General features: G+C 56.9%; 17 protein-coding genes. 12 read left to right on the top strand and 5 right to left on the bottom strand.

Going from position 1 to position 20,394, the window contains the following annotated elements; all coding sequences use genetic code 11:
- The first annotated feature begins 269 nt into the window (after nucleotides 1-269).
- The 3 genes from BS630_RS23430 to BS630_RS38705 are packed head-to-tail and all read left to right on the top strand — an operon-like array spanning nucleotide 270 to nucleotide 3,882.
- Nucleotides 270-1,907: a Mu transposase C-terminal domain-containing protein gene (locus tag BS630_RS23430; protein WP_077979324.1), complete on the top strand. Its 1,638-nt coding sequence runs from the start codon at nucleotides 270-272 to the stop codon at nucleotides 1,905-1,907.
- Nucleotides 1,904-2,818 (top strand): TniB family NTP-binding protein, encoded by a 915-nt coding sequence (locus BS630_RS23435; RefSeq protein ID WP_077979325.1) that lies wholly within the window; start codon nucleotides 1,904-1,906, stop codon nucleotides 2,816-2,818. The genes BS630_RS23430 and BS630_RS23435 overlap by 4 nt, the downstream gene beginning before the upstream one ends.
- Complete coding sequence (locus BS630_RS38705; RefSeq protein WP_077979326.1) at nucleotides 2,818-3,882, top strand: TniQ family protein; 1,065 nt, start codon at nucleotides 2,818-2,820, stop codon at nucleotides 3,880-3,882. Before BS630_RS23435 ends, BS630_RS38705 begins: the two co-directional genes overlap by 1 nt.
- Here the strand turns inward: BS630_RS38705 and BS630_RS23445 are convergent.
- Nucleotides 3,869-4,786 (bottom strand): recombinase family protein, encoded by a 918-nt coding sequence (locus BS630_RS23445; protein ID WP_077979327.1) that lies wholly within the window; start codon nucleotides 4,784-4,786, stop codon nucleotides 3,869-3,871. The genes BS630_RS38705 and BS630_RS23445 overlap by 14 nt on opposite strands.
- 120 nt (nucleotides 4,787-4,906) lie before the next feature.
- Between BS630_RS23445 and BS630_RS36670 the strand changes: the two genes are divergently transcribed.
- The 5 genes from BS630_RS36670 (at nucleotide 4,907) to BS630_RS23465 (ending at nucleotide 9,055) form a co-directional block, all read left to right on the top strand.
- On the top strand, nucleotides 4,907-5,203 hold the full coding sequence (locus tag BS630_RS36670) for a hypothetical protein (protein ID WP_143529482.1): 297 nt from the start codon (nucleotides 4,907-4,909) through the stop codon (nucleotides 5,201-5,203).
- Between the two features lie 94 nt (nucleotides 5,204-5,297).
- Nucleotides 5,298-6,434: an RHE_PE00001 family protein gene (locus BS630_RS23450; RefSeq protein ID WP_077979328.1), complete on the top strand. Its 1,137-nt coding sequence runs from the start codon at nucleotides 5,298-5,300 to the stop codon at nucleotides 6,432-6,434.
- 24 nt (nucleotides 6,435-6,458) lie between these two features.
- Nucleotides 6,459-6,965 (top strand): GIY-YIG nuclease family protein, encoded by a 507-nt coding sequence (locus BS630_RS23455; protein ID WP_077979329.1) that lies wholly within the window; start codon nucleotides 6,459-6,461, stop codon nucleotides 6,963-6,965.
- A 27-nt stretch (nucleotides 6,966-6,992) separates the two neighbouring features.
- Entirely contained in the window at nucleotides 6,993-8,066 is a 1,074-nt protein-coding gene (locus tag BS630_RS23460) for a hypothetical protein (RefSeq protein ID WP_077979330.1), read from the top strand.
- Nucleotides 8,067-8,230: 164 nt separating this feature from the next.
- Nucleotides 8,231-9,055, top strand: a complete 825-nt coding sequence (locus tag BS630_RS23465; RefSeq protein WP_143529484.1) for a hypothetical protein — start codon at nucleotides 8,231-8,233, stop codon at nucleotides 9,053-9,055.
- Nucleotides 9,056-9,557: 502 nt separating this feature from the next.
- Here BS630_RS23465 and BS630_RS23470 read toward each other — a convergent pair.
- Genes BS630_RS23470 through BS630_RS23485 form a run of 4 tightly spaced genes read right to left on the bottom strand, consistent with a single transcriptional unit; the run spans nucleotide 9,558 to nucleotide 13,301 of the window.
- The gene (locus tag BS630_RS23470) at nucleotides 9,558-10,205 is read right to left on the bottom strand and encodes a PIN domain-containing protein (protein ID WP_077979332.1); all 648 of its coding nucleotides are present in this window, start codon (nucleotides 10,203-10,205) and stop codon (nucleotides 9,558-9,560) included.
- On the bottom strand, nucleotides 10,180-11,370 hold the full coding sequence (locus BS630_RS23475) for an XRE family transcriptional regulator (RefSeq protein WP_077979333.1): 1,191 nt from the start codon (nucleotides 11,368-11,370) through the stop codon (nucleotides 10,180-10,182). The genes BS630_RS23470 and BS630_RS23475 overlap by 26 nt, the downstream gene beginning before the upstream one ends.
- The gene (locus BS630_RS23480) at nucleotides 11,354-12,748 is read right to left on the bottom strand and encodes a 7-cyano-7-deazaguanine synthase (RefSeq protein ID WP_245310469.1); all 1,395 of its coding nucleotides are present in this window, start codon (nucleotides 12,746-12,748) and stop codon (nucleotides 11,354-11,356) included. Before BS630_RS23480 ends, BS630_RS23475 begins: the two co-directional genes overlap by 17 nt.
- A complete protein-coding gene (locus tag BS630_RS23485) occupies nucleotides 12,729-13,301 on the bottom strand; it encodes a hypothetical protein (RefSeq protein ID WP_077979334.1) in 573 nt (190 codons plus the stop codon). Before BS630_RS23485 ends, BS630_RS23480 begins: the two co-directional genes overlap by 20 nt.
- A gap of 317 nt (nucleotides 13,302-13,618) precedes the next feature.
- On the opposite strand from BS630_RS23485, the gene BS630_RS38100 reads away from it, so the two are divergent.
- The 4 genes from BS630_RS38100 (at nucleotide 13,619) to BS630_RS23505 (ending at nucleotide 20,381) form a co-directional block, all read left to right on the top strand.
- Complete coding sequence (locus tag BS630_RS38100) at nucleotides 13,619-14,509, top strand: hypothetical protein (RefSeq protein ID WP_245310471.1); 891 nt, start codon at nucleotides 13,619-13,621, stop codon at nucleotides 14,507-14,509.
- Between the two features lie 448 nt (nucleotides 14,510-14,957).
- A complete protein-coding gene (locus BS630_RS23495; RefSeq protein ID WP_158081424.1) occupies nucleotides 14,958-16,484 on the top strand; it encodes a Shedu immune nuclease family protein in 1,527 nt (508 codons plus the stop codon).
- Between the two features lie 71 nt (nucleotides 16,485-16,555).
- Nucleotides 16,556-18,628, top strand: coding sequence for an ATP-dependent nuclease (locus BS630_RS23500; RefSeq protein WP_077979336.1), 2,073 nt, complete (start codon nucleotides 16,556-16,558; stop codon nucleotides 18,626-18,628).
- Nucleotides 18,621-20,381, top strand: a complete 1,761-nt coding sequence (locus BS630_RS23505; protein WP_077979337.1) for a UvrD-helicase domain-containing protein — start codon at nucleotides 18,621-18,623, stop codon at nucleotides 20,379-20,381. Before BS630_RS23500 ends, BS630_RS23505 begins: the two co-directional genes overlap by 8 nt.
- Nucleotides 20,382-20,394: the final 13 nt, after the last annotated feature.

Below are 20,394 nucleotides of genomic sequence, written 5' to 3' on the forward strand. Positions count from 1 at the left end.
CCAACCCTCCCGACCCCGTAGTCTGTTGACTGAGAATGCCGCGTCGTACGACCGCATGTAAACCCGAACCCCGCAATGTCCAGTCATAGGCGAGTTGTTATCGCGTTTAGCCATCCGGCGTGACACCCCGATAACCGCTTTGGGCCGATTCCGGCCCTTCAGGCCGCACTTTCAAATCGCAGCGTCTTCCAACTGTCATGGTTCGCGAGCATGGTGAGATTTGCAGCGATTGATCGTGGCCAGGCCAATGTCCTGGCTAGGAGGTCTCAATGGCGCAGACACCTGAAAGCATTCTCATCAGCGAGACAGCTTGGCAAAAGGCCCTGGCCCGCGAAGCGGTCATTAGGCCCATCGCTTTCGTCGGGGCGCTGAACGCGGCGGAGAGATTTTCTGCGTGCAGACAGCTGGGCCTCAGGCCAACAAGGTTCTATCAGCTACTCCGTCAATTTCGGCGAAAGCCGGTCACGAGTTCGCTGTTGGATGAGACGCCCGGCCCCGAGAAGGGGAGGCGGCTTCTATCTGCGGAACAAGAAGCGGCTGTCACATGGGCCATCCAGGAGACCTATTGCCGCCGCGAGCGGCCGACAATCACCGCCGTCCACGACCATGTTCGACTGATTTGCCGTCAGAGAGACCTGCCGGCCCCCTCATGGAAGGCAGTAAAGGTCCGTATCGATCAGGTCGATCGGCAAAAACTGACCAAAGCTCGGGAGGGCGCCCGCGCCGCACGTCAGCGATACTCTCCCGTTGTTGACGAATATTCAGCACAGCACGCGATGGAGATCGTGCAGATCGATCATACCCTGGTCGACCTCTTTGTCGTCGATGCGGTGAACCGCCAACCATTGCAGCGTCCCTGGCTGACGCTAGCGATTGACGTCGCGAGCCGCATGGTGGCCGGCTTTTATCTGAGCCTCGAACATCCATCGTCAACGTCTGCCGCCTTGGCCATACGGCACATGGTATTGCCGAAGGCGTCGTGGCTTGCGGAGCAAAATGTGGTCGGGAATTGGCCAGTCCACGGCCTACCCACCGCCATTCATCTGGATAACGCTCGGGAATTCCGGGGAAGGGCCCTCGCGTGGGGCGTGGCTGAGCATGGCATCAATCTCATCCACCGACCGGTTGCCCGACCACATTACGGCGGTCACATCGAGCGGCTTATCGGCACCATGATGGGCGCCGTCCACTTTCTGCCCGGCTCAACCTCGAGTGATGTAGCCTCCCGCGGCGATTATGATCCCCGAAAACATGCCGTCATGACCTTTGACGAGCTCGAGCGCTGGCTGACCCTGGAAATTGTTGGCCGCTATCATGCCGACATTCATCGCGCTCTGAGGATTCCACCTCGCCTAGCTTGGGAAGACGCCGTCCTTGCACGCCACGAGCTTTTGCGGCTCCCATACGACGAGCATCGTTTTGTTCTCGATTTTCTTCCCTTCGAGGAGCGTGTCATCCGCCGAGACGGATTGCATCTATTCGGCCTGAAATACTGGGATGATGTCTTGAGCCCTTGGGCTGGTGGGCCGGGCAAAATGCGGGTCCGCTATGATCCCAGGGACATTTCATGCGTATTCGCCGATGCGCCAAATGGCGAAAGCTGGCCGGTCCGGTTTGCAAACCTCGGCCGACCACGGATCACGCTCGGAGAGCATCGACAGGCTGTTGCCGCTTTGAGAGCCCGTGGACTTCAATCGGTCGATGAACACCTGATTTTCGAGACCATCGAAGCCCAGCGGCAGATCGTCGAAATGGCCGGCCGTCAGACACGCAGCATGCGTCGAGGAGTGGAGAGGCGGGCGCGAGCGTTGGCCGCCACCGAGCGACATACGATCGGAACGAAGGATGATGACGACGAGAGCGAATTCCTCGACCTGTCGCCGTTATCGGTAGAGGAGTGGTCATGACGGAATATCCCCATCTCCTGCCGGCCTATCGCCAATATGCCGAGATGGGGATTGAAGAACGGGTGGCCTGGATCCGGGCAGATCGTTGGTTGGAAACGGCCGATGCGAGGGCAGCGCTGGCGCGGCTTGAGGATTTGCTCTCTTATCCGCCGCGAGACCGAATGCCATGTCTGCTCCTCTACGGCGACACCGGGATGGGAAAGACCAAGATCATCCGAAAGTTTCTTCGCGACCACCAGCCCAAGTTCGATCGCGGAACCGGGGTGACCATCATGCCCGTCGTGGCGATGCAGATGCCCGCCGAACCTGTTGAGCGCGACGTCTATGGTGAGCTTCTCAATGCGATGAGCGCGCCTGGCCCGGGCGGAGATGCAACGTTCCGTCTGAAGACCACTTGCCGGACCCTCATGCGCAAGATGGGGGTGCGGATGCTGATCATTGATGAGATCCATGCCATGCTGACCGGGACATATCGGCAGCAACGGATCTTCCTCAATGTCATTCGCTTTCTGGCAAATGACCTCAAAGTTCCGCTGATTTGCGCCGGCACGGATCTGGCCCGCCAAGCGTTGTTGACGGATCCGCAGCTTGCGGAGCGGTTCGAGGCCTTTCACCTCAAGCGCTGGTCCAATACGCAGCAGCTTTCTCAACTGCTTGCAAGCCTTGGGAGCATCCTCCCTTTGCGCGAGCCGTCGCAGCTTGGGACTGCAGCGGTGCGCCGCAAGGTGCTGGATATGACCGACGGCGTTACGGTGCGAGTTTTCCGGCTCATCGAGACCGTTGCAGTTGACGCGGTCCGGACTGGGGCGGAGGCAATCAAACTGGACAGTTTCGATGGTGACAACCTCGTGCTGCCACTGGTCGCCATGGCACGGCGATCGGAACGCCGCCTACAGCGGCAGGCAAGCTGATGAGGCAGGTGCGGCTGCTGGCCATAGCACCTCGTCCCTGTGACGACGAACTCCTGAGTTGTTGGCACTGGCGGGTCGCAAGCCATTATTCCACCTCGCCCCAGCAGGTTGAAAGCTGGATATCCGAGTCGAGTGGCGGCCAGAACCAAAATTTTTCCAGCTGGGACTTCCATCCGGATCGAGACCAAACTCGGCTTTGGGCACTTGCCTGTCGGATCCGTAAACCCGATCTGGACCGACTGTCGCTGCAAAGCGCGGGGCGGCCCAGGAGTTCTTTCGTGAGTGATCCCATAAACAGAGGCGTCTGTCCGGTGTGCCTTGATGAGGATGCCGAAGAGGGGAGGGACCACTATTGCCGGCGACGGTGGGCAGGCGTCGAAGCAGTGGTCTGTCCTCGACACGAAATCGGCCTCGAGAATAGCTGTGCCCGGTGTTTTCGCAGTGGTCTGTTTCAGTTTCGGCAGACACCCGCCGGTGTCGCCAGGCTGTTTTGTCGTTATTGCGGAGCAGTCGTCTCGGCGCGGGGTTTTCAGCGAGGCGATCAAGCAGAGATAGCGCAGGTAGCTTCGGTGATCACCGGTGCCATCGCCAAAGGCGGAAGGGAGCTTGACCTTGTAGCCATGGCAAGTCGCTTCTTCTGGGCGCCGACTTCGGAAGGAGCGCCCTACATCACCTCGCTGGGCCTGCCGCTACCCTATGGTCGACGTCCCTCGGCACCTACAGACGTTGCGCCGCTGACGAACCTTCCACCGGCATGGCGGGCGGTGACGATTGCGGCGATCGCAGACCTGCTCTTTGGGATGAGCTCCGAAACGAAACGACTTCCGGTTTCCGCTCGCGCGGCTTTTCGGCACTTCGGACTCGAGCTCCCCGCCCCAGATCCTCACGCCCCTTTACCGGCGCCGGTGACTTCACCCATGAACCTCCGCCCCGAACCCGAATACCGAAAGCTCGCCAGCGACATCATCCGGAGCCAAGCCTGGAAATCTCTGCCGCCAAAAACAGGGCGCGCAAGAAACCGCGCAATCGGCAAGTTGATGCTCCGTGCCCTCAATGACGGATGAGACCAAACCGATGCGCCTCATCCAGCAGGTGACGAACGGATGATGGCTGCCATTTGCGTCCGCCGCGCGCCGGCCGTTCTCCCATTTGATCAAGCTGGGCGGCGATGTCGCGAAGCGATAGATCGGGATCGGCAATGGCAATCGCTGCGACGAGCTTCACGAGGTGGTCTTCTGGCGCGCGGCGCGGAGAGCGGACCAATAGCTCAGGCTCGGCCAGCTTCTCGCGGACCATGCGATGCACGGCTCGACGTAACCTTTCCACCGTCCAGTCATGGCCTCGGCGATTGAGGACCCGCACGACATTGTCCCAGCTATGCTTTGGACGAAGTTGCCGAACGGTTGGGAGCCAGGTCTGGGCGGTGGAGATCAGTTCGTCGAGATAGAGTTTTTCCCGGGCCTTCGACACCGCCTTGATCGCCTCCGGTCGCCTCTCCCGAAGGCCTGGATTGCCCGGCAGCTTGCCGCGGGCTTTTGCCGCCTTGATGCCGGCCTTGGTTCGCTCAGCAATCAACGCTCGCTCGAGCTGCGCGACGGCACCAAGGACCTGGAGAGAGAACATGCCCTGTGGCGTGGACGTATCGATCGGATCGCGGATCGACCGAAAATGGACACCACGCTCTTCGAGATCTTCGATCACTTGCAGAAGGTGGCTCACAGACCGGGCGAGGCGATCCAGCCGGACGACGACCAGCACGTCGCCGTGTGCGAGCTCGCCGAGCAGTCTCGTAAGAACCGGTCGGGCTCGGGATGCGCCCGAACCGTGCTCCTGAAATATCCTCTCACAGCCGGCAGCACGCAGCTCGTCCATCTGTGCGTCATGCACCTGATCGTCGGTCGAAACCCGGGCGTATCCAATGAGGCGCTTAGGAGCGGGTGGCGGATCGGCGGATTGTCGTTTTGCCATCGGTTTTTTCGGTTCTTTTATGGTGCTTTGTACAAATAAGGAATGCGTGAGAAAATGACCAGTTGCAAGCGTGTTTTATGGTCTAAATGCAGCCCCACCAGACTCAATATGCAGTGCAGAATGAGCGTGGGTCTCCGGGATCTGCAAAACGCGCGCTGGCGGCGCTCTGCGGCGAAAATGCCTGAAAATAAGGAGATCGGAGGAGGGGAGGGCCATGAAGGCCCGCTCGAGCGAAAGGACGATGGAGAATTCTGCGCTCATCGGCAGGGGAGGGCTGCTCTCAGTGGCCCGAGAGCGAAGACGGTTCCGCCGAACCTGGCCGGAATCTACCAAAAAGGCCGGAAAACCAGCCGTTTCCGTTCATCCAAGCCGACCGACAACGGTGATTTGCGCGTCAAATCAATCAACCATCGATAAACGCTTGTTATCGATGGTTAAGCCGCCAACCACCAATCATACCATGTGAGGAACCGTAATAATCAGATAGAGTTCTTATAAGAAATCATTTACCATAATATCAATGGCTTACGATCTCGCGAAAATCAGCATGACTGCTTTCATGGAGCCGGCATTCCGCGCCGGTGTCGAATTGGCGCGTCTGGACGAGCGGATCGCCCGTTCGGCGGTCGGGCAGGGATGGATCGAACGATCCCAATTCACCGACGCCTGCGCCTCTTTGTGGATTGACGGCGAACTCGTCCATCTCGAAGACCTCGTCCTCCATGACGCCACGAAGGATATTCGCACACCCACCCATGAGCTGACAATCGCCCGCGACGTGCTGCGCACCCGTCGGCGCATCGCCACCCAACTCCCCGGCTGGGCACTTTCGACCGAGGGCGTCCGCACTCTCAGAAAAACCGCGGAGATCAGGTCGGCCGCCGCCGAAGCGGAGCCGGCAGCTGCCAACCGGCGCCCGGTCGCGACAGATCCGGAAGGGGAGGCAGAGGATGGTGATGAGGTCGAAAATCTCCTCGGCGTCGACTACGCCGCCATCGATGCGGTTCTGGCCCGATCAGACGCGGCGATCGAGAACGCAACACGACCCGGCCGTGGCGTGACGCAAGAGAAAGATCCGCTGATCTATGATCTCGATTGGGACGAGGACGCGCGGCTCGAGGAATGGCGCGGCGTGCTGCGGCATGCCCAAGGACAGCCGGCGATGCTACAGGCCATCGTTGCCCTCGATGCCTGGAACGAACTCTCCGTCCTTCAGCACGCGCCCTGGCTCGGCCGGTTGCTGGCCGCTTCGATCCTGCGGCAGGCGGGCATCACGTCAGGTGCTCATCTCGCGGCCATCAACTTTGGCCTCAAAACCATTCCGGTCGATCGGCGCCGGCATCGGGATCGCGAGACCCGGCTGCTGGCCATCGCCCACGGATTTTTGGCGGCCGCCGAGATCGGAATTAAAGAGCATGACCGGCTGACTCTGGCGAAGACGATGATGGACCGAAAACTTGAAGGACGGCGAACCTCGTCGAAATTGCCGGAGCTGGTCGAGCTGGTGATGGCGAAACCGCTGGTGTCGGCTGGGATGGTGGCGAAGACGCTGGACGTCACTCCACAGGCGGCGCGGCGGATTGTTTTGGAGCTGGGTCTGCGGGAGATGACGGGGAGGGGGAGGTTTCGGGCGTGGGGTGTCATATAATGCAAATACTTAGGGGAGGGGCATATGTCTGTCCATTTTCTAACAGAACTCGATAACAGTTTTTCAGGCCGGCTGTATGTGAAGATAGGAAGATCGAAAGCACTGAAGCGCCGTATTGCAGATTTGCAAACTGGTAATAGGCGAACAATCGCACTAATGGGGGAAATCCGGACGTCTTCTATCAAGGAAGATAAGGAGATCGAGAGGGATCTTCACGATCGCTTCAGTGATAAGTCTGATACGCGTGAATGGTATTTTCTCAGCATCGAAGACGTAATCACTGGTTTGAAGCAATATTCTGCCACAGCCTATATTACGGTCGGCAATGACGCTTTCGAGATTGTGTCATATGACAGAGACGCGGTACCAGAATTTGCTAGTCCGTGGCTGTGGGGGGATGTCGATGTCTACGAGTTCTGCCCAAACTGCGGGTGGGCATGCGGGTGGACTTACAGCGAGAATTTTGGCGGCGATTTGTGCTTGGAATGTGGTGCCTCGGAGCACGACTATGATACTTCCAACCCAGATTAAACGTTCAGCTATCTACGAGTGACAGCTATGAAACGAGTGAGAAGAGATCCAGCCAAATTCGACGCCATTGAATTGTATACGGCGGTCGGCCGGGACCGGGGATACAGGCTCAACGTTGAAGGCGACATGGAAAACTTCCTCGACACAGTGAAAGGCTCTCTCCAGGCGTCGCAAACAAACCCACTCTTGCTCCATGGAAAACGCGCTGAGGCGCTCTTCGCTTATGTTGCCGGCGCATTGGGCCACTGCAGGCTCATCAAAAAGGAAGACTCCGGCGATATTTTTACGGCGGCGGGAAATGTTATCGCTCCAGATTATAGGATCGTGCTCAACGACGGCTCGAAATTGCTTGTTGAGGTGAAGAACTTCTTCATCAAATCGTTCAGCAAGGAATTTACGCTGCCCGTTAAGACTATGGCCGGTCTCGAACATTATGCTGAGCTCAACGGACTACCATTGAAAATCGCGGTCTATTTTTCCAACGCAAATGCATGGGTCTTGTTGTCGAAGAGTGCGTTCAAAAAGAGCGGAAAGCATTTTGCGATATCGTTTGTTCAGGCTATGGCCGTCAACGAGATGGCTACTCTTGGTGATCGTAGCATAGCCACGCTTCCGAGATTGGCGATCCAATTTTGGACAACGCCAGAACTGGCGATGGAACCCGACGAGAACTCGGAAGTGGTTTTCACCATCAAAGCGATTAAATTCGAGTGCGGGGACACCGAGATCATTGGTGATGAAGCTCGCGACATCGCATTTTATCTAATGAGATATGGGCGATGGTCATGCGGTGAGCAAACACCTCTGTTCGACGGAAATAAGGTCATCGCGCTGCAGTTCGTGTTCGAGCCGGACGAGGTGCATGCAGACCAAGGGTTCGAAACGATCGGTGGCCTTAGCCAAATGGTCAGCAGTGCATACAGGGAGCTGACGGTTGACGACACAGGTGTTATGGCGCTCGATATCCGGCATGATCCTGAAGTATTCACTCTCCGCATTCCGCAAGGCTTCAAGAACGAGACCTTGCCGCTTTGGCAATTCATCCTGCAGCCTAACCCGAAGTTCGGCAAAGCCGATGCAGAGAAGTCTATAGATTTGTAGGCGTGCGATAGAGTGAGCCCATAAGCCGAAAAGTAGCAGCTGTTACTTTTCGATCCGGTGGTCTGACAGGCGGCTGACGCGGATAGCTTGGCGGAAGCAGGCAACCTGTTGAGATCGAACGAAATTCTCAATAGAGTTTCAGAGGGGACTCGGGGATTTCGAAAATGACTGCGATGCTATCTAAAGAGGTTGAGGTTGACGATGACGTCACCGGGCAACTGTGGACGGTGAAAGACAGGAAGAAGCTGGCGCAACTGATAGCGGTGATCGCACTCGGTCAAGCACAGCACGCGGTTAGAATAATCGACGAGCTCGAGCCTCTTGCCCCTGCCCTGTCAGCTGCGGAGCTCTTTCGAGGAGCCCGGGGACAAATGCTTATCAGGGGGACGACCGAGGCACAGAAAGACACATCGCGCTACCATCGAGATGGCTTTCTATTTGAGTGCATCTCATGGATCGTCGCGCGCCAGTCGAGCTCAGCGCGCACTTTCATGAAGGATCCGCATATCGCAGCGACGACGCAGGGTCTGGATGGCCTGGCGATTGAGATGGACTCCGAGAAAGACGTGATGATCGGGGCAACCATATTCGAGGACAAATGCACGGATAACCCGAGGAAGAAGTTCCATAGCGAGGTGATGGTGACCTTCGGGGAGCATCACACGAGCAAGCGGGTCCGAGACCTGGTCGCCAATGCGGTGTCTCTCATAAGAGAGAGCGGGCTCAACGGTTCAGAAGCGACGAAGGCGGCAGCAAGAGTGCTTGACCGGTCGTTTCGAACCTATAGGGCATCGCTCACGGTAGGTTCGGACATCTCGACCCCACAGCGGCGGAAGAAGCTGTTTAAGGGGTACACTGACCTCGAAGAGATCAAGAAAGAGCAACGTATTGGAGCAACCTTGATCGTGGAAGAACTCCGCGAATGGTTTCAGGGCCTGGCCGATGAGGTCATCGTCGCCCTCAACGAATACGAGGATGCCGATGTTTGACGTACGGACCGCGGAACTGCTTCGCTCATCGCGAGATCTTAGGACGAGTTCAGCTTCATCGGTTCTATGATGAGACCTACTCCTTCCCTGAGCTGGACCTTGACGACGAGCTGTAGTGGCCGGGGTGCTCCGCACAGCCTTAGAAGGCCCAGTCGGCCCGAAGCTGCGATTTCGGCCAACTCGAAGAACGTTGTGGGAACATAGCTTGCGGGATTGACCCGCGACGCGCAGGGGGTGAAGCACGTCTATGCCTTGGACGGCTCAAATATTGTAGAGGTTCGGCGCGGGATGTCTAAACGGCCTTCCGTATCTCTCTCGTGGAACTGTCGAAAAGGCTGGTGCGATGAGCTATCTTAAATTCTGCCTCGGCGTGGCATAAGCTCGCTTTCAAGATTTCAGCCCGGCAGCTTTCGGTTTCCAGATATCCAGAAAATTCTAGTCGGCATCTTTACGCGACATCTCGGTCAATTAACGAGTGCCGCTTCGCGCTGAAACGAATGTGTTAAAGGAGCAACCGGTCGACATGCATTTGCCGCTGAGCGCGGCGTGCGAAAAGCTGCTTGTAACCCGGCAGACAGGTGCAGTATTCGGCATTTTCAATGCCTATGATACCGACAACATGGGACGTGCTTTCTGGAGGAATGCGCATTCGACCGTCGCGCAGTGCCCGGAATAAGGCCTCCCTGTGACCCTCCGCCCCCAGGCTCTCAGCAGTAACCGGATGAAGAACGAGATCGAGCGACCATGCAGGTTCGACACCCATGATCGCTTTGGCACGAGTACGGCCGCGTTTCTCGTCTATTACCGGGAAGAGGCCTCTCGCGCTTGCGAGCGCGATCGTCGCCGCCTCACCGTCATCGAGTGATGGCGATACTGAAGTGAGCTTGAAAAACATCTCGAATTCCTGATCCGACAGATCAACCACCGCGACGTGTCCAGCTGCGGAAAGCGCTCGCAGGAATGCCTCTTCGCCATTGCGACGGCTCGTCTCATTCTCAAGCTCACCAGCTACGACGTTCGCGACGACGATCGGATTGGGGATCGAAGTAAGGATATCGACCCCGCACCTGGAGGCATGCAGGTTGATGAGCACGCTCGTATCGAGAACCAAAGGGACGGTATCGTCACTCAGGGAATTTGAGTAGGTCATCCGTCTCTTTTTCCTCGAGCTCGATTTCGTCGACGATCTCGCGCAGCTGCAGCCTCGTGATTTTCAGGAGTTCGGCGAGCTGTCCCTCAGACATTAGCTCGCGCTTCCAAGCCGCATGTGCCATCAGACTCATTCGTTGCGAGACCAACCGATCTGCATCAGCCTTTCCAACGTCGCGCCGGTCTGCAGCGCCCCCAAGAACCTCTCGTGCCTGCTCGTCCGTGATACCTCCGTTATCTTCAAACCAGGACCACGTTCCCTTCTTCACAAGCCCCAATTCTTCCAAACGCAGAACACAGGCTTGGCGGGAAATCCCATACTGGTCTGCAAGGAGAATGACGAGGCGGCGGGTCGTCTTTCCAGTGATCTCCTTCAGTTCTCGAAAGCTCTCGCCAAAACTCTCCGCCGGCGCGACGAATGCGCGGCCGAAGGCATTTGCGTAGCGCTCGTCCCGCGACAGAAATTTCTCGTCCTCTTCGAGGACCTCAGGTACTTGCCGCGTCCCATAGAAATGCCCGGTTTCGTGTGCCGTGGTCTGGACCCGGCGAGGCAGCGGATGGTTTGCGTTCAGCAGAATGCAAGCGCCCACGTTATCATCGTAAGTGAACAAGCCCGCTACACGTGACTTTGGAGAAAGGCGCCGCTGGTAAAGGCGAATTCCGAGTCCTTGCTCCACGATGGAAAAGATATCGGCGATCGGGCCTGATCCCAGCCCGAGCCAGTCTCGAAGTTCTCTCGCATGAGCTTCCCCCAAAGCGACCGCGTCACCCTCGTTGAGGCCCCGCTCCGGAGGATAGTTACGGCGGCGCTGTATACCGAGAATGTTTTCGAGCTCCACGTCCGCTTTGATCAGGTCATTGAGCAGCCGAATTGCCTCCAGCGTATGTTCGTCTTCCGTCTCTCGGAGCTTGCGAAACCGCGGCATCAGATCGGTATGGACGGCCTCGCGTCGCAACAGTGCATTTACCGACACGCCGTAGTGGCGAGCCAAAGTCTGGATCTCCTGGATGCGAACACGTCTTACGCCCTTCTCGATGGAGACCAGCGTCGGTCGCGAGACGTCGATGAACTGCGCAGCGTCATCTTGGCGAATATCGGCGTTCTCGCGAGCAATCCGGAGACGGCGGCCGATTTCCTGCGCGCTCAGCTCATTCAGAGCACTCATAGCGGCCTCCGTCCATCCAGTTTTTCAAGAAGCTTTTTTCACCTTGCGCGGACAAGAAGGTCCGCCATTCTTGGGCATGCGTCATCAACATTATTCTCAGGTTTCGAAGGGTTTGCTCATAGGCCTCACCAGTCGCGGCGGCAATCTGTGAAGCGAATGGCCGTAACGCTGCATCGGGCAATTCCGACATCGTGGCGAGGTGGTCGAGATGGCGAGCCCCCACGCTTCCGTATTCAACCATGATGGCGCGATCAGCGTCGTTGGTGATGCTCGCGAGCGCCGAATCAACTTCTGCAGCGGATAGATCCGAGACAACATAGGTGTCAATCGGCTCTAAGATTTCTGCCGCGTGAAGGCTCATTCGGCGCAAGAGGCAGGCAGCGCAGAGACCGCATTGCCGCCGGTGCTCGGCATTGACGATCCTGCGCGTCTGCCAGCACGAACGGGTATTGATCAAATGCTGGTGTTTCCTGCCTGGCAAACCTAGGAACGCCTTCATCGTCTCACCTTTGGTCGACCATAGGCGTGGCTGTTCGAACTTTATGATGCAGTCGAGCAAAGCCCGCGTGAACCGCTCCATCTTTCTGAAGAACGCCGGAAAATTCCGGTAATCAGTGTAGATATTATAAAGCGGTACGAGAACCGGTCCCAGCGCGCCTTGCCCGCTTTCGGGCACGATAATCCTGCTTATATTGGAAAGATGCGAGGCAATCGTCGCCATTGCCGCGAACTGGAAACCGCGAGATCGGAAGCTACTCTCCTTGCCCTTGAAGCCCTTCACCCGGAACGGAATCTGAGTGAAGTGGCTGTCGCCATCCATCCGGCGCTGTTTGGTGCTGGCAACGCGGATACACAACGCCTCGGAGGGAGGACCGCTCAGCGCGGACACTGCGCGCGAATCCAATCCGTTGCTATAGGCGATCGCGAAAGTCTTCGGCTGCTCAAACATAAGCGGTACCTGCCGCCAACCTATCGGAGACGCGTTGGCGGCTTTGAGAAAGGTGAAACGCCAGCTGTCGCCGGTCAGAAAGTTCATGGCGCTTCGGAGTGACGACTGAACCTCAGGTCTCGACCAGCATGCGTGGTCGATGACCGGGATCGTAACATGCAGATTGCGGAGCCACGATGCCGGCCGCCTCCACCGGCGATCGGCGAACTCGATCGCGGCTGCCAAGACCATCAGGTCATAGTGTTTGGCCGCAAACCCCTTCACGTCAAAGGTATCAAGAATATCTGGAACGAACTGTATATGCTTGCCGATCTCGGCAATGACAGTTTTATCGAATCCTGGGCATTGGACGGCCTGGCCCTTCTCAACAGCGAAAAGGAGCTTTTCCTGCTGGACCTCTGCGAGCGCTTCAGCCTTCATCTGGTCCATCGTTCACATCCGTGCGCGCGGTCCGGCGGAACGCGTTCTTGTTGCCATTCTCGAGGGCAGCACAAATGCTACCAACATCGATACTCGCGAAGGTTTCTCGATTCCGCTGAATGCCTTTTGCAAAATCCGATCGGCTCATATCTCCAACATCTCTGGCGCGAAGACATTCCTCGTGGATACGATTTTTAGCGTTTTCGAGAAGTTCGCTGACAGCGCTCCCGAGGGCCACATCGAGCGATTTTCGTTCCGACGTCCCCTCCCGAAGATTGCAGAGGAGATTTCGTTCGAGCGCATCGCCGAGACACGAGCGCTCGTTGTTGTCGAAGATGGATTCAGTCGCGGCGACGGAATCCAGATCCATCTGGTCACGCGACGCGCGTGAATCCAATTCACGATAGAGGCGGTCGAATGCCTTCGTATCGATCGCCCCAAGTACGCTGTGACAGGCCTGCTTAGCACGCTCATCCTGGGAGGCCGCGTCGTTGACGAGGTCCCGTCCATACTGCTTCCACTTATTGCTCAATGCAGAATTTCGGAAAGGTCCGTCGGTCATCATCGCCTCCAATGTTTGCAATGTAGTGGTAAAAGCTGACAAAGTCAATATCTACATAAAAATATCTGACAATTCCGTAATGCGGTTACTGGCTGACTTGGAGGAGAAGTGTTGAGGGAACGCACCAAAACGACACGGTGCATGGGCAGCTATGACGAAAGCAATAATGCTAAGGGGTCGAGGCACGGCATCATATTATTGCCCAACCGCTTGAATCCGATAACGATATATGCAGCTTAATCTGCCATAGATTGCCGATTGCACATATTCGCTGCTCGCGGGATTATTCCGCGGACATCGCTACTTGGATGGTTTGTATGGACTCTGACGCAATCGTTTCTCTGACTGGTTCGGATTTCAATTATCATTACAAGGAGCTTCCGACCCGCTGCTCTGACAGTGAGATCCAAAACTATATCAGCCGGACACGAGATCTATTTGATCCGATCGCGCGTGCTTTTGAAGATGCACACAACACCGAATGGTTTATCCGAAGCTATCTGGCACTAAAATACGTCCTTGGCTCTACGGTTCTAGCGAATTCTGCTGAGTATGCCGAAGAACGTAACCTGCAGGTGACCCTGCCTTATCTGCGATACTATATGCTACTGAACTGTAGCCGCGCATTTCTCCTGACGCTTCCGTGCCTTGGTTGGCGGGGCGAAAAAACAATCGAAATGACGCACAACAATATCCTCAACCTGACCGGTGACAAACTGAAGCGCCTCGGTCAGCGCCACGAAGATACGGTGAAACCGAGGCTACTCGCTGCAAAAGACCAACGGGAATTGTTCTCGTACAGGTTTCCATCAACAGCTTTGCGCATATTTGGTGATGACATTGTATCCGTTGACGAGGCTATAGACATCGCTCGCCTTCTGACGGACTTGGCGCAAATCAATCTCGCCTGCCTCGAAAGTCGGGTGGAAAGGTATCATCCGAAGAGGAGGTTCGGCCTGCTCGATGTCGACGACATGTGGCATACGATGCAGTACGACGTTGTCACGGCACCTCTCATTGATGACGAGGATTACAACCGAGTTGCATATTTCGTTCGGAAGTACACGGGCCCCACATGCTTGGGAGCCCTAGCTACGGATGGACTCGTCGATGAGTTCTTCAGCGCGTGGTCGCCACTAAACGACATAGATGATGAGGGCGCCTTCAATGCCGACCGCCAGTGTAATCTGTTGCTGGATATATGGTGATATCCCGATAGGTTTGATCGTAACAAAGCGCACCCATAATAGAGGACATTATTATTAGTATTCAGCGTGTTGATCTTTTCAGAAATTTGCAGTTTGCAGTTCGATTCCGACCAATTGCATTGCAGCGGGTAGAGCTCTCCCAGGCCTAACGAACTTCCTGTCGGCGTCGAGAGCTTTGCCTGCTCTGCGCCCTCATCTCGGCCGAATAGGGAGCCGAGACGATATCTCGGTACTGTCATCGGCGGCAGGCTCATATTAACGGCTGCATCGAGGTGCGAAGCTCGGCGCCCGACTTCCCGCTCCAGCTGCAATACAGGTTGGGGTCCAGCGACATCGCTATCCCCATCTTTATGCCAATCTGCACCCTTTAAGTGGCGATATCGCGCCGGACCAGTTGCCTGCGGCGACCAGCGCAGTCATGTTATCGGTAGTGGGAGACGAAAGAACAGTGGTCGAAGGTAATAAGCCGAAAGTTCAGCAGGTTAGGGAAAGGATTGAGGACGGTTCCATCCTGTTCCTTTATACGCAGCCTAACGGATATCAAGAGTTCACCGTCAAGGTGACCGATGGGATGCGTGAATTCCTAATCGAGGAAGGAAACGCACAGGTGTTGGACTTCGGCAGCCACGAAATACTGTTGGCCGAATACGACCCAGAGCTGAAGCTGCTCACCACCTATCCAACGATCCTTCTCCCCCGAAGCGCGTACTTTGGCATCAACAAATACCGCTCGATCCAGCGCATCAGTGTCGATGAGGCTATGCCCATCTTCGATGATGAGGAGGATGACGACGGCAGATATCACTTCCGCCAGTTTCCGGCTGGTTTCAGTTATGACCCGTTCGACGGATTTGGGCTGATATACATGCTGCGCTTCATTGTGGAAGCCATCGAAGAATTCGATAACGTCGATGAAATCCGCATCACTCGTGGTTCCGAGACCTCTATTGAGGACCGCATTTTCTTTCTGCCGAGGGCGATTTACGAACCGATCCGCAAAACACTAAACCGCACCCATAAAGCCGCCGTTGATTTCGCCAATGTTGAGAAAAAGAACTTCCTCCTATCAGACCTCGTCTTCCCCCTGAAACCAATAAGTGAGCAGCGACCCATTGTGCGTCGCACAAAGGGGGATCTCCACGCGATCCTCGATGCTGCTATCAACGCTCCTGGGAGGCGATCACAAGCGCGATCGACGAACCAGTCAGCGGCCGTCCGTGTTGTTAAATCGTCCGCGAAAGAGCTCCTCAACGAAAACCACGATGAACTTCTCGAGCTCAATCGGGAGATCGAGCTCGTTACGCTGGAAGATGTGATCACAAAATTTGAGGCCAGGCTTGCCGACAAAACACTGAAGGAAGGGAGTTGGCAAAAGTTTTTGTCCAAAAACCCGTTCATCCTCCGGCTGGCGTTCGGGCTGCCCGCTATCATATTCAAGGAACAGATGCCGGTCGGCGGGTTGGACATTGACAACAAGGGCGGCAAGCTCGCCGATTTCGTCGTCAAAAGCGGAGCGATCGGCAATCTATCCATCGTCGAGATCAAGACGCCCAAAGCGAAACTACTCGGCAAGACGGAATATCGTGGCGGCATTCATGCGCCCTCCTCTGGTATCTCTGGAGCGGTGACGCAGGTCATGGACCAGCGGTACCTTCTCCAGGAAAATATTGGCCAGCTTTTAAAATACTCTCGAGGAGAGGAGGCCTTCACATATGCCGTCGGGTGCATCGTCATTATAGGCACCACCCCGACTATCGAAGCGCACAAAAAATCCTTCGAGCTGTATCGTAACAACCTCCGCGGCGTTGTGGTCATTACTTTCGACGAACTGCTGGAGAAACTGAAGGCACTTCATCAGTTTCTTGCAGAGCCTTCGACGGAGGACATGGAGGAGACCGACGAGGTGAGCGATACCATCGACTACGGAATCGGCGAAGATGAGGATCTGGAAGACGACGACGACGGCGAAGAATAGTGCGCTCTCATGGCGCATTGCTCGGATTTAACCGCGAAAGCCAAGCGCGGTAAAAATTGAGGCGGGGGCTGATGCGGATCAAGAGCGTTGACATCGAGAATTTTCGACTATTGCGGCACGTTGCGGTCGGATTGGAAGAGCGGACGACCCTGGTTGTAGGGCGGAACAATAGTGGCAAAACGTCGATCGCGGAGTTATTTCGGCGGCTCCTGAGTGAGAAGACGCTATCGTTTCGGATGGAGGATTTTTCGCTGGGCTGCCACGAGGGGTTCTGGGCTGCTTTCGCAGCATTCCAGGCCGGGCAGCCGGCGCCTGACGTGGTCGCGCTGCTCCCAGCGATAAAGGTTTCGATCGACATCACATACGACGTCGACTCAGCGGACCTTGGCCCGCTCAGCGACTGCATCGTTGATCTTGATCCGGACTGCACGGATGCGCGCCTCATATTGACTTATGGTCCACGCCCAACTGCGCCGGCTCTGCTCTTTGCCGGCGTGGTGGTCGGCGACGACGTCGCGGTCAACCGACTGAACTTGTTTCGCGCTGTCAGTGTGGGGCTGTCCGGCGCGTATGGAGCATCGCTGGAGGCCGTTGATCCCAATGACCCGACTAATCGCAAGGCACTGGAGCCAAAGACGCTTACGACGTTGATCCGAGGTGGTTTCATCAACGCTCAGCGCGGGCTCGATGACGACACGCACCGTGAGCGCGATGTTTTGGGCAAAGTCGTGGAGGTGCTTTTCCAATCTGCGCTCACCGACCCCGTCGACCCTGAGAAGCGGAGTACGGCCGAGCAACTGAAGGCAGCCGTCGAGCAAATTCAGGGTGATCTGCACGCAGGATTCAACGCGAAGCTCACCTCGCTGCTGCCGACCTTCGACTTATTCGGTTATCCCGGTCTTTCCGACCCCGGCCTCGTTACAGAAACAAGTTTCGACGTCGATAAGCTGCTGAACGATCATACGAAGGTCCGCTATGTCGGCGTCAATGGGATGACCTTGCCAGAGACCTATAATGGTCTCGGCGTTCGCAACCTCGTTTACATGCTGCTCCAGCTGTTGCGGTTCTTCCGCGAGTTCCAGGCCGCCCCGACATCGGCCGGCGTGCATCTGATCTTTATTGAGGAGCCGGAGGCGCATCTTCATCCACAGATGCAGGAGGTCTTCATCCGGCAGCTGGACCAGATCATCAGCGCGTTTGTTTCTCAGCTTAATGAGAATAGGCCTTGGCCCGTCCAGTTTATTGTGAGCACGCACTCCCCGCACATGGCCAACGAGGCTCGGTTCGAGGCCATGCGCTATTTCCTTTCTGTGCCTGATGGCGATGGAATGCGCCGTTCCGTTGTAAAGGATTTGCGTAGAGGAATGGGCGGCGCGCCAGAACCGGACCGCGAGTTTCTCCACCAATATCTGACGCTGACGAGGTGCGATCTATTCTTTGCCGACAAGGCGGTGCTCATTGAGGGCACCGCAGAGCGCATCCTACTCCCCGAGATGATTCGTAAGACCGATGCCTTCGCGGTAGGTGAGCCGCAGCTCGGAAGCCAATATCTTACGGTCATGGAGGTCGGCGGGGCGTATGCGCACCGTTTCTTCGATCTGCTTACCTTCCTCGAATTGCGCACCCTCATCATCACCGACATCGATTCCGTGTCGCCTAATGGCACGGGAAAGCGGGTCGCTGTGCCGGTGGCGGAAGGCACGTTCACGAGCAACGGATGCCTTAAAGCGTGGTTCGACGCCGATGTGTCGCCAGCCGCGTTGCTCGGGAAATCCGAGGCAGAGAAGACGACTGGCGGCCGGCGGCTTTCCTTCCAGGTGCCGGAGGTTGATGGAGGGGCGTGCGGCCGGAGTTTCGAGGACGCCTTTATCCTCGCAAATCCTGTTCGCTTCCCGCTTGGCGACGGTGACCGGGCATTGGCCGCCTATGAGTTGGCTGGTGATCAAAAGAAATCGACCTTCGCATTGGAGCATGCGATCGTACACACAGACTGGATTGTGCCGCGCTACATCAGCGAAGGTCTGCGCTGGCTGGCGCAGGGCAATCCGGCGCCAGTGCAGCCGGCACCTGCGGTTGCTGTTGAGATCGTCGCGGGCGTTGCTGGGGTAGCGGTGAACGTCGCCGAGGTTGCCGATCATGGTTGAAGAGGCTGAAAATCCTGCGGATGCCGCTGGGCGAATTGCACTCCAACGGATGTTCGGCTGTCTCGACGACGGCAGCAGCTTTCGGCTTGAGGCTGGCGCTGGCGCCGGCAAGACCTTCTCGCTTGACAAGGCGCTCCGCCGTCTGATCGATCGGCGGGGTGCGGAGCTTCTTCGGGCTGGTCAGCAGGTTGGTTGTATCACCTATACCAATGTCGCCAAGGACGAGATCATTTCGCGTATCCAGGCGCATCCCGCTGTGCGCCCTGAGACAATCCACGGCTTTTGCTGGTCCCTCCTGAAGGACTTCCAGTCGACGCTTCGGGCACTTGTTCCCAATCTCGACGGCTGGGCAGAGCGGCTGGATCCTGTCGCCGGCATTGGCGCGCGACGCGTCCACTATGAGTTGGGATATCCAAGCGTCGGCGACCATCAGGTCACGCTCCGGCACGACGACGTGCTGGCACTGATGATTGAAGCGTTAAGCTATCCCAAGTTCCGATCTGTGCTTACAGCCCGCTTTCCAATTCTCCTGATCGATGAATATCAGGACACCGACGCTGGCTTCGTCGACGCGATCAAGGCGCAGTTCCTCGATGGGGGACATGGACCGCAGATTGGCCTCTTCGGCGATCATTGGCAGAAGATCTACGGAGAGGGCTGCGGTTTGGTCGAGCACCCTGCGCTGGTGGTGATCGACAAGAACGCGAATTTCCGGTCGACCGACCCAATCGTGCAGATGCTCAACCGGATGCGACCAGCGCTCCCACAAATGGTTCGCGATCCCGCGTTGCCGGGTGAAGCTCGCCTGTTTCATACCAACCAATGGCCTGGTGCTCGCCGTACCGGGCAAGGTGGTGGCCACTGGACGGGCGATACGAGTCCAGAAGCGGCGAGGGCGTATTTCGCGCATATCAAACACCGGCTGGCTGGCGAGGGATGGAACTTCGCGGTCGAGAAGACCAAGATCCTCATGCTCAGCCACAGCGTGCTTGCCCGGGAGCAAGGCTATGCGAACATCCCGCCGATCTATGGCCAGTTCAACGATCCCTGGCTCAAGAAGGACGATCCACACATCAAGTTTCTCGCAGATCGGCTCGAACCCGCATGCGCAGCGTTCGAGGCCAAGCGATACGGTGAAATGTTCGAGTGCTTTGGGACCGGGGCGCCGAAAATCCGCAAGCATGCTGATAAAGTCGCTTGGACGAATGCCATGACCGCCTTACTCGCTCTGCGCATGTCGGGCACGATCGGCGAGGTTGTCGATTACATCGCTGGTCAGCCGCACATGCGTCTACCTGAGACTGTGGAGGAAGCGGAGAAAAGGCTGGCCGATGCTGGCCCTGAACCGATCGAAGGGGAGTCTCGGCGGGTCACTAGGCTGCGGAAGCTTCGCGCGGTTCCCTACATTGAGCTGATAGCTCTCGATCGGTTCATCGACGGGCACACGCCCTTCGCGACCAAGCACGGCGTCAAGGGTGCCGAGTTCGAGAACGTATTGGTGATCGTTGGGCGCGGTTGGAACAAATATAATTTCGGTCAGATGCTTGAATGGATAGAGGCGGGGCCGCCCGCCGATAAGGTCGAGTTCTTTGAAAACAACCGCAATCTTTTCTATGTGGCGTGTTCTCGACCAAAGGTGCGGTTAGCCTTGTTGTTCACGCAGTTGCTCAGCGCTGATGCCATGGCGCGGCTGAGTGCGTGGTTTGGCGCGGACAACATCGTCGCGCTCCCTGCTGATCCGGGGGTGGCATGAGCATCGCGCGAGA

Origin of the sequence: Rhizobium laguerreae (genome assembly GCF_002008165.1) — a bacterium.
GTDB lineage: Bacteria > Pseudomonadota > Alphaproteobacteria > Rhizobiales > Rhizobiaceae > Rhizobium > Rhizobium laguerreae.

Coding starts and splice junctions, on each gene's coding strand:
- BS630_RS23430 (WP_077979324.1), top strand. CDS start 270: ATGGCGCAGACACCTGAAAGCATTCTCATCAGCGAGACAGCTTGGCAA.
- BS630_RS23435 (WP_077979325.1), top strand. CDS start 1,904: ATGACGGAATATCCCCATCTCCTGCCGGCCTATCGCCAATATGCCGAG.
- BS630_RS38705 (WP_077979326.1), top strand. CDS start 2,818: ATGAGGCAGGTGCGGCTGCTGGCCATAGCACCTCGTCCCTGTGACGAC.
- BS630_RS23445 (WP_077979327.1), bottom strand. CDS start 4,786: ATGGCAAAACGACAATCCGCCGATCCGCCACCCGCTCCTAAGCGCCTC.
- BS630_RS36670 (WP_143529482.1), top strand. CDS start 4,907: ATGAGCGTGGGTCTCCGGGATCTGCAAAACGCGCGCTGGCGGCGCTCT.
- BS630_RS23455 (WP_077979329.1), top strand. CDS start 6,459: ATGTCTGTCCATTTTCTAACAGAACTCGATAACAGTTTTTCAGGCCGG.
- BS630_RS23460 (WP_077979330.1), top strand. CDS start 6,993: ATGAAACGAGTGAGAAGAGATCCAGCCAAATTCGACGCCATTGAATTG.
- BS630_RS23465 (WP_143529484.1), top strand. CDS start 8,231: ATGACTGCGATGCTATCTAAAGAGGTTGAGGTTGACGATGACGTCACC.
- BS630_RS23470 (WP_077979332.1), bottom strand. CDS start 10,205: ATGACCTACTCAAATTCCCTGAGTGACGATACCGTCCCTTTGGTTCTC.
- BS630_RS23475 (WP_077979333.1), bottom strand. CDS start 11,370: ATGAGTGCTCTGAATGAGCTGAGCGCGCAGGAAATCGGCCGCCGTCTC.
- BS630_RS23480 (WP_245310469.1), bottom strand. CDS start 12,748: ATGGACCAGATGAAGGCTGAAGCGCTCGCAGAGGTCCAGCAGGAAAAG.
- BS630_RS23485 (WP_077979334.1), bottom strand. CDS start 13,301: ATGACCGACGGACCTTTCCGAAATTCTGCATTGAGCAATAAGTGGAAG.
- BS630_RS38100 (WP_245310471.1), top strand. CDS start 13,619: ATGGACTCTGACGCAATCGTTTCTCTGACTGGTTCGGATTTCAATTAT.
- BS630_RS23500 (WP_077979336.1), top strand. CDS start 16,556: ATGCGGATCAAGAGCGTTGACATCGAGAATTTTCGACTATTGCGGCAC.
- BS630_RS23505 (WP_077979337.1), top strand. CDS start 18,621: ATGGTTGAAGAGGCTGAAAATCCTGCGGATGCCGCTGGGCGAATTGCA.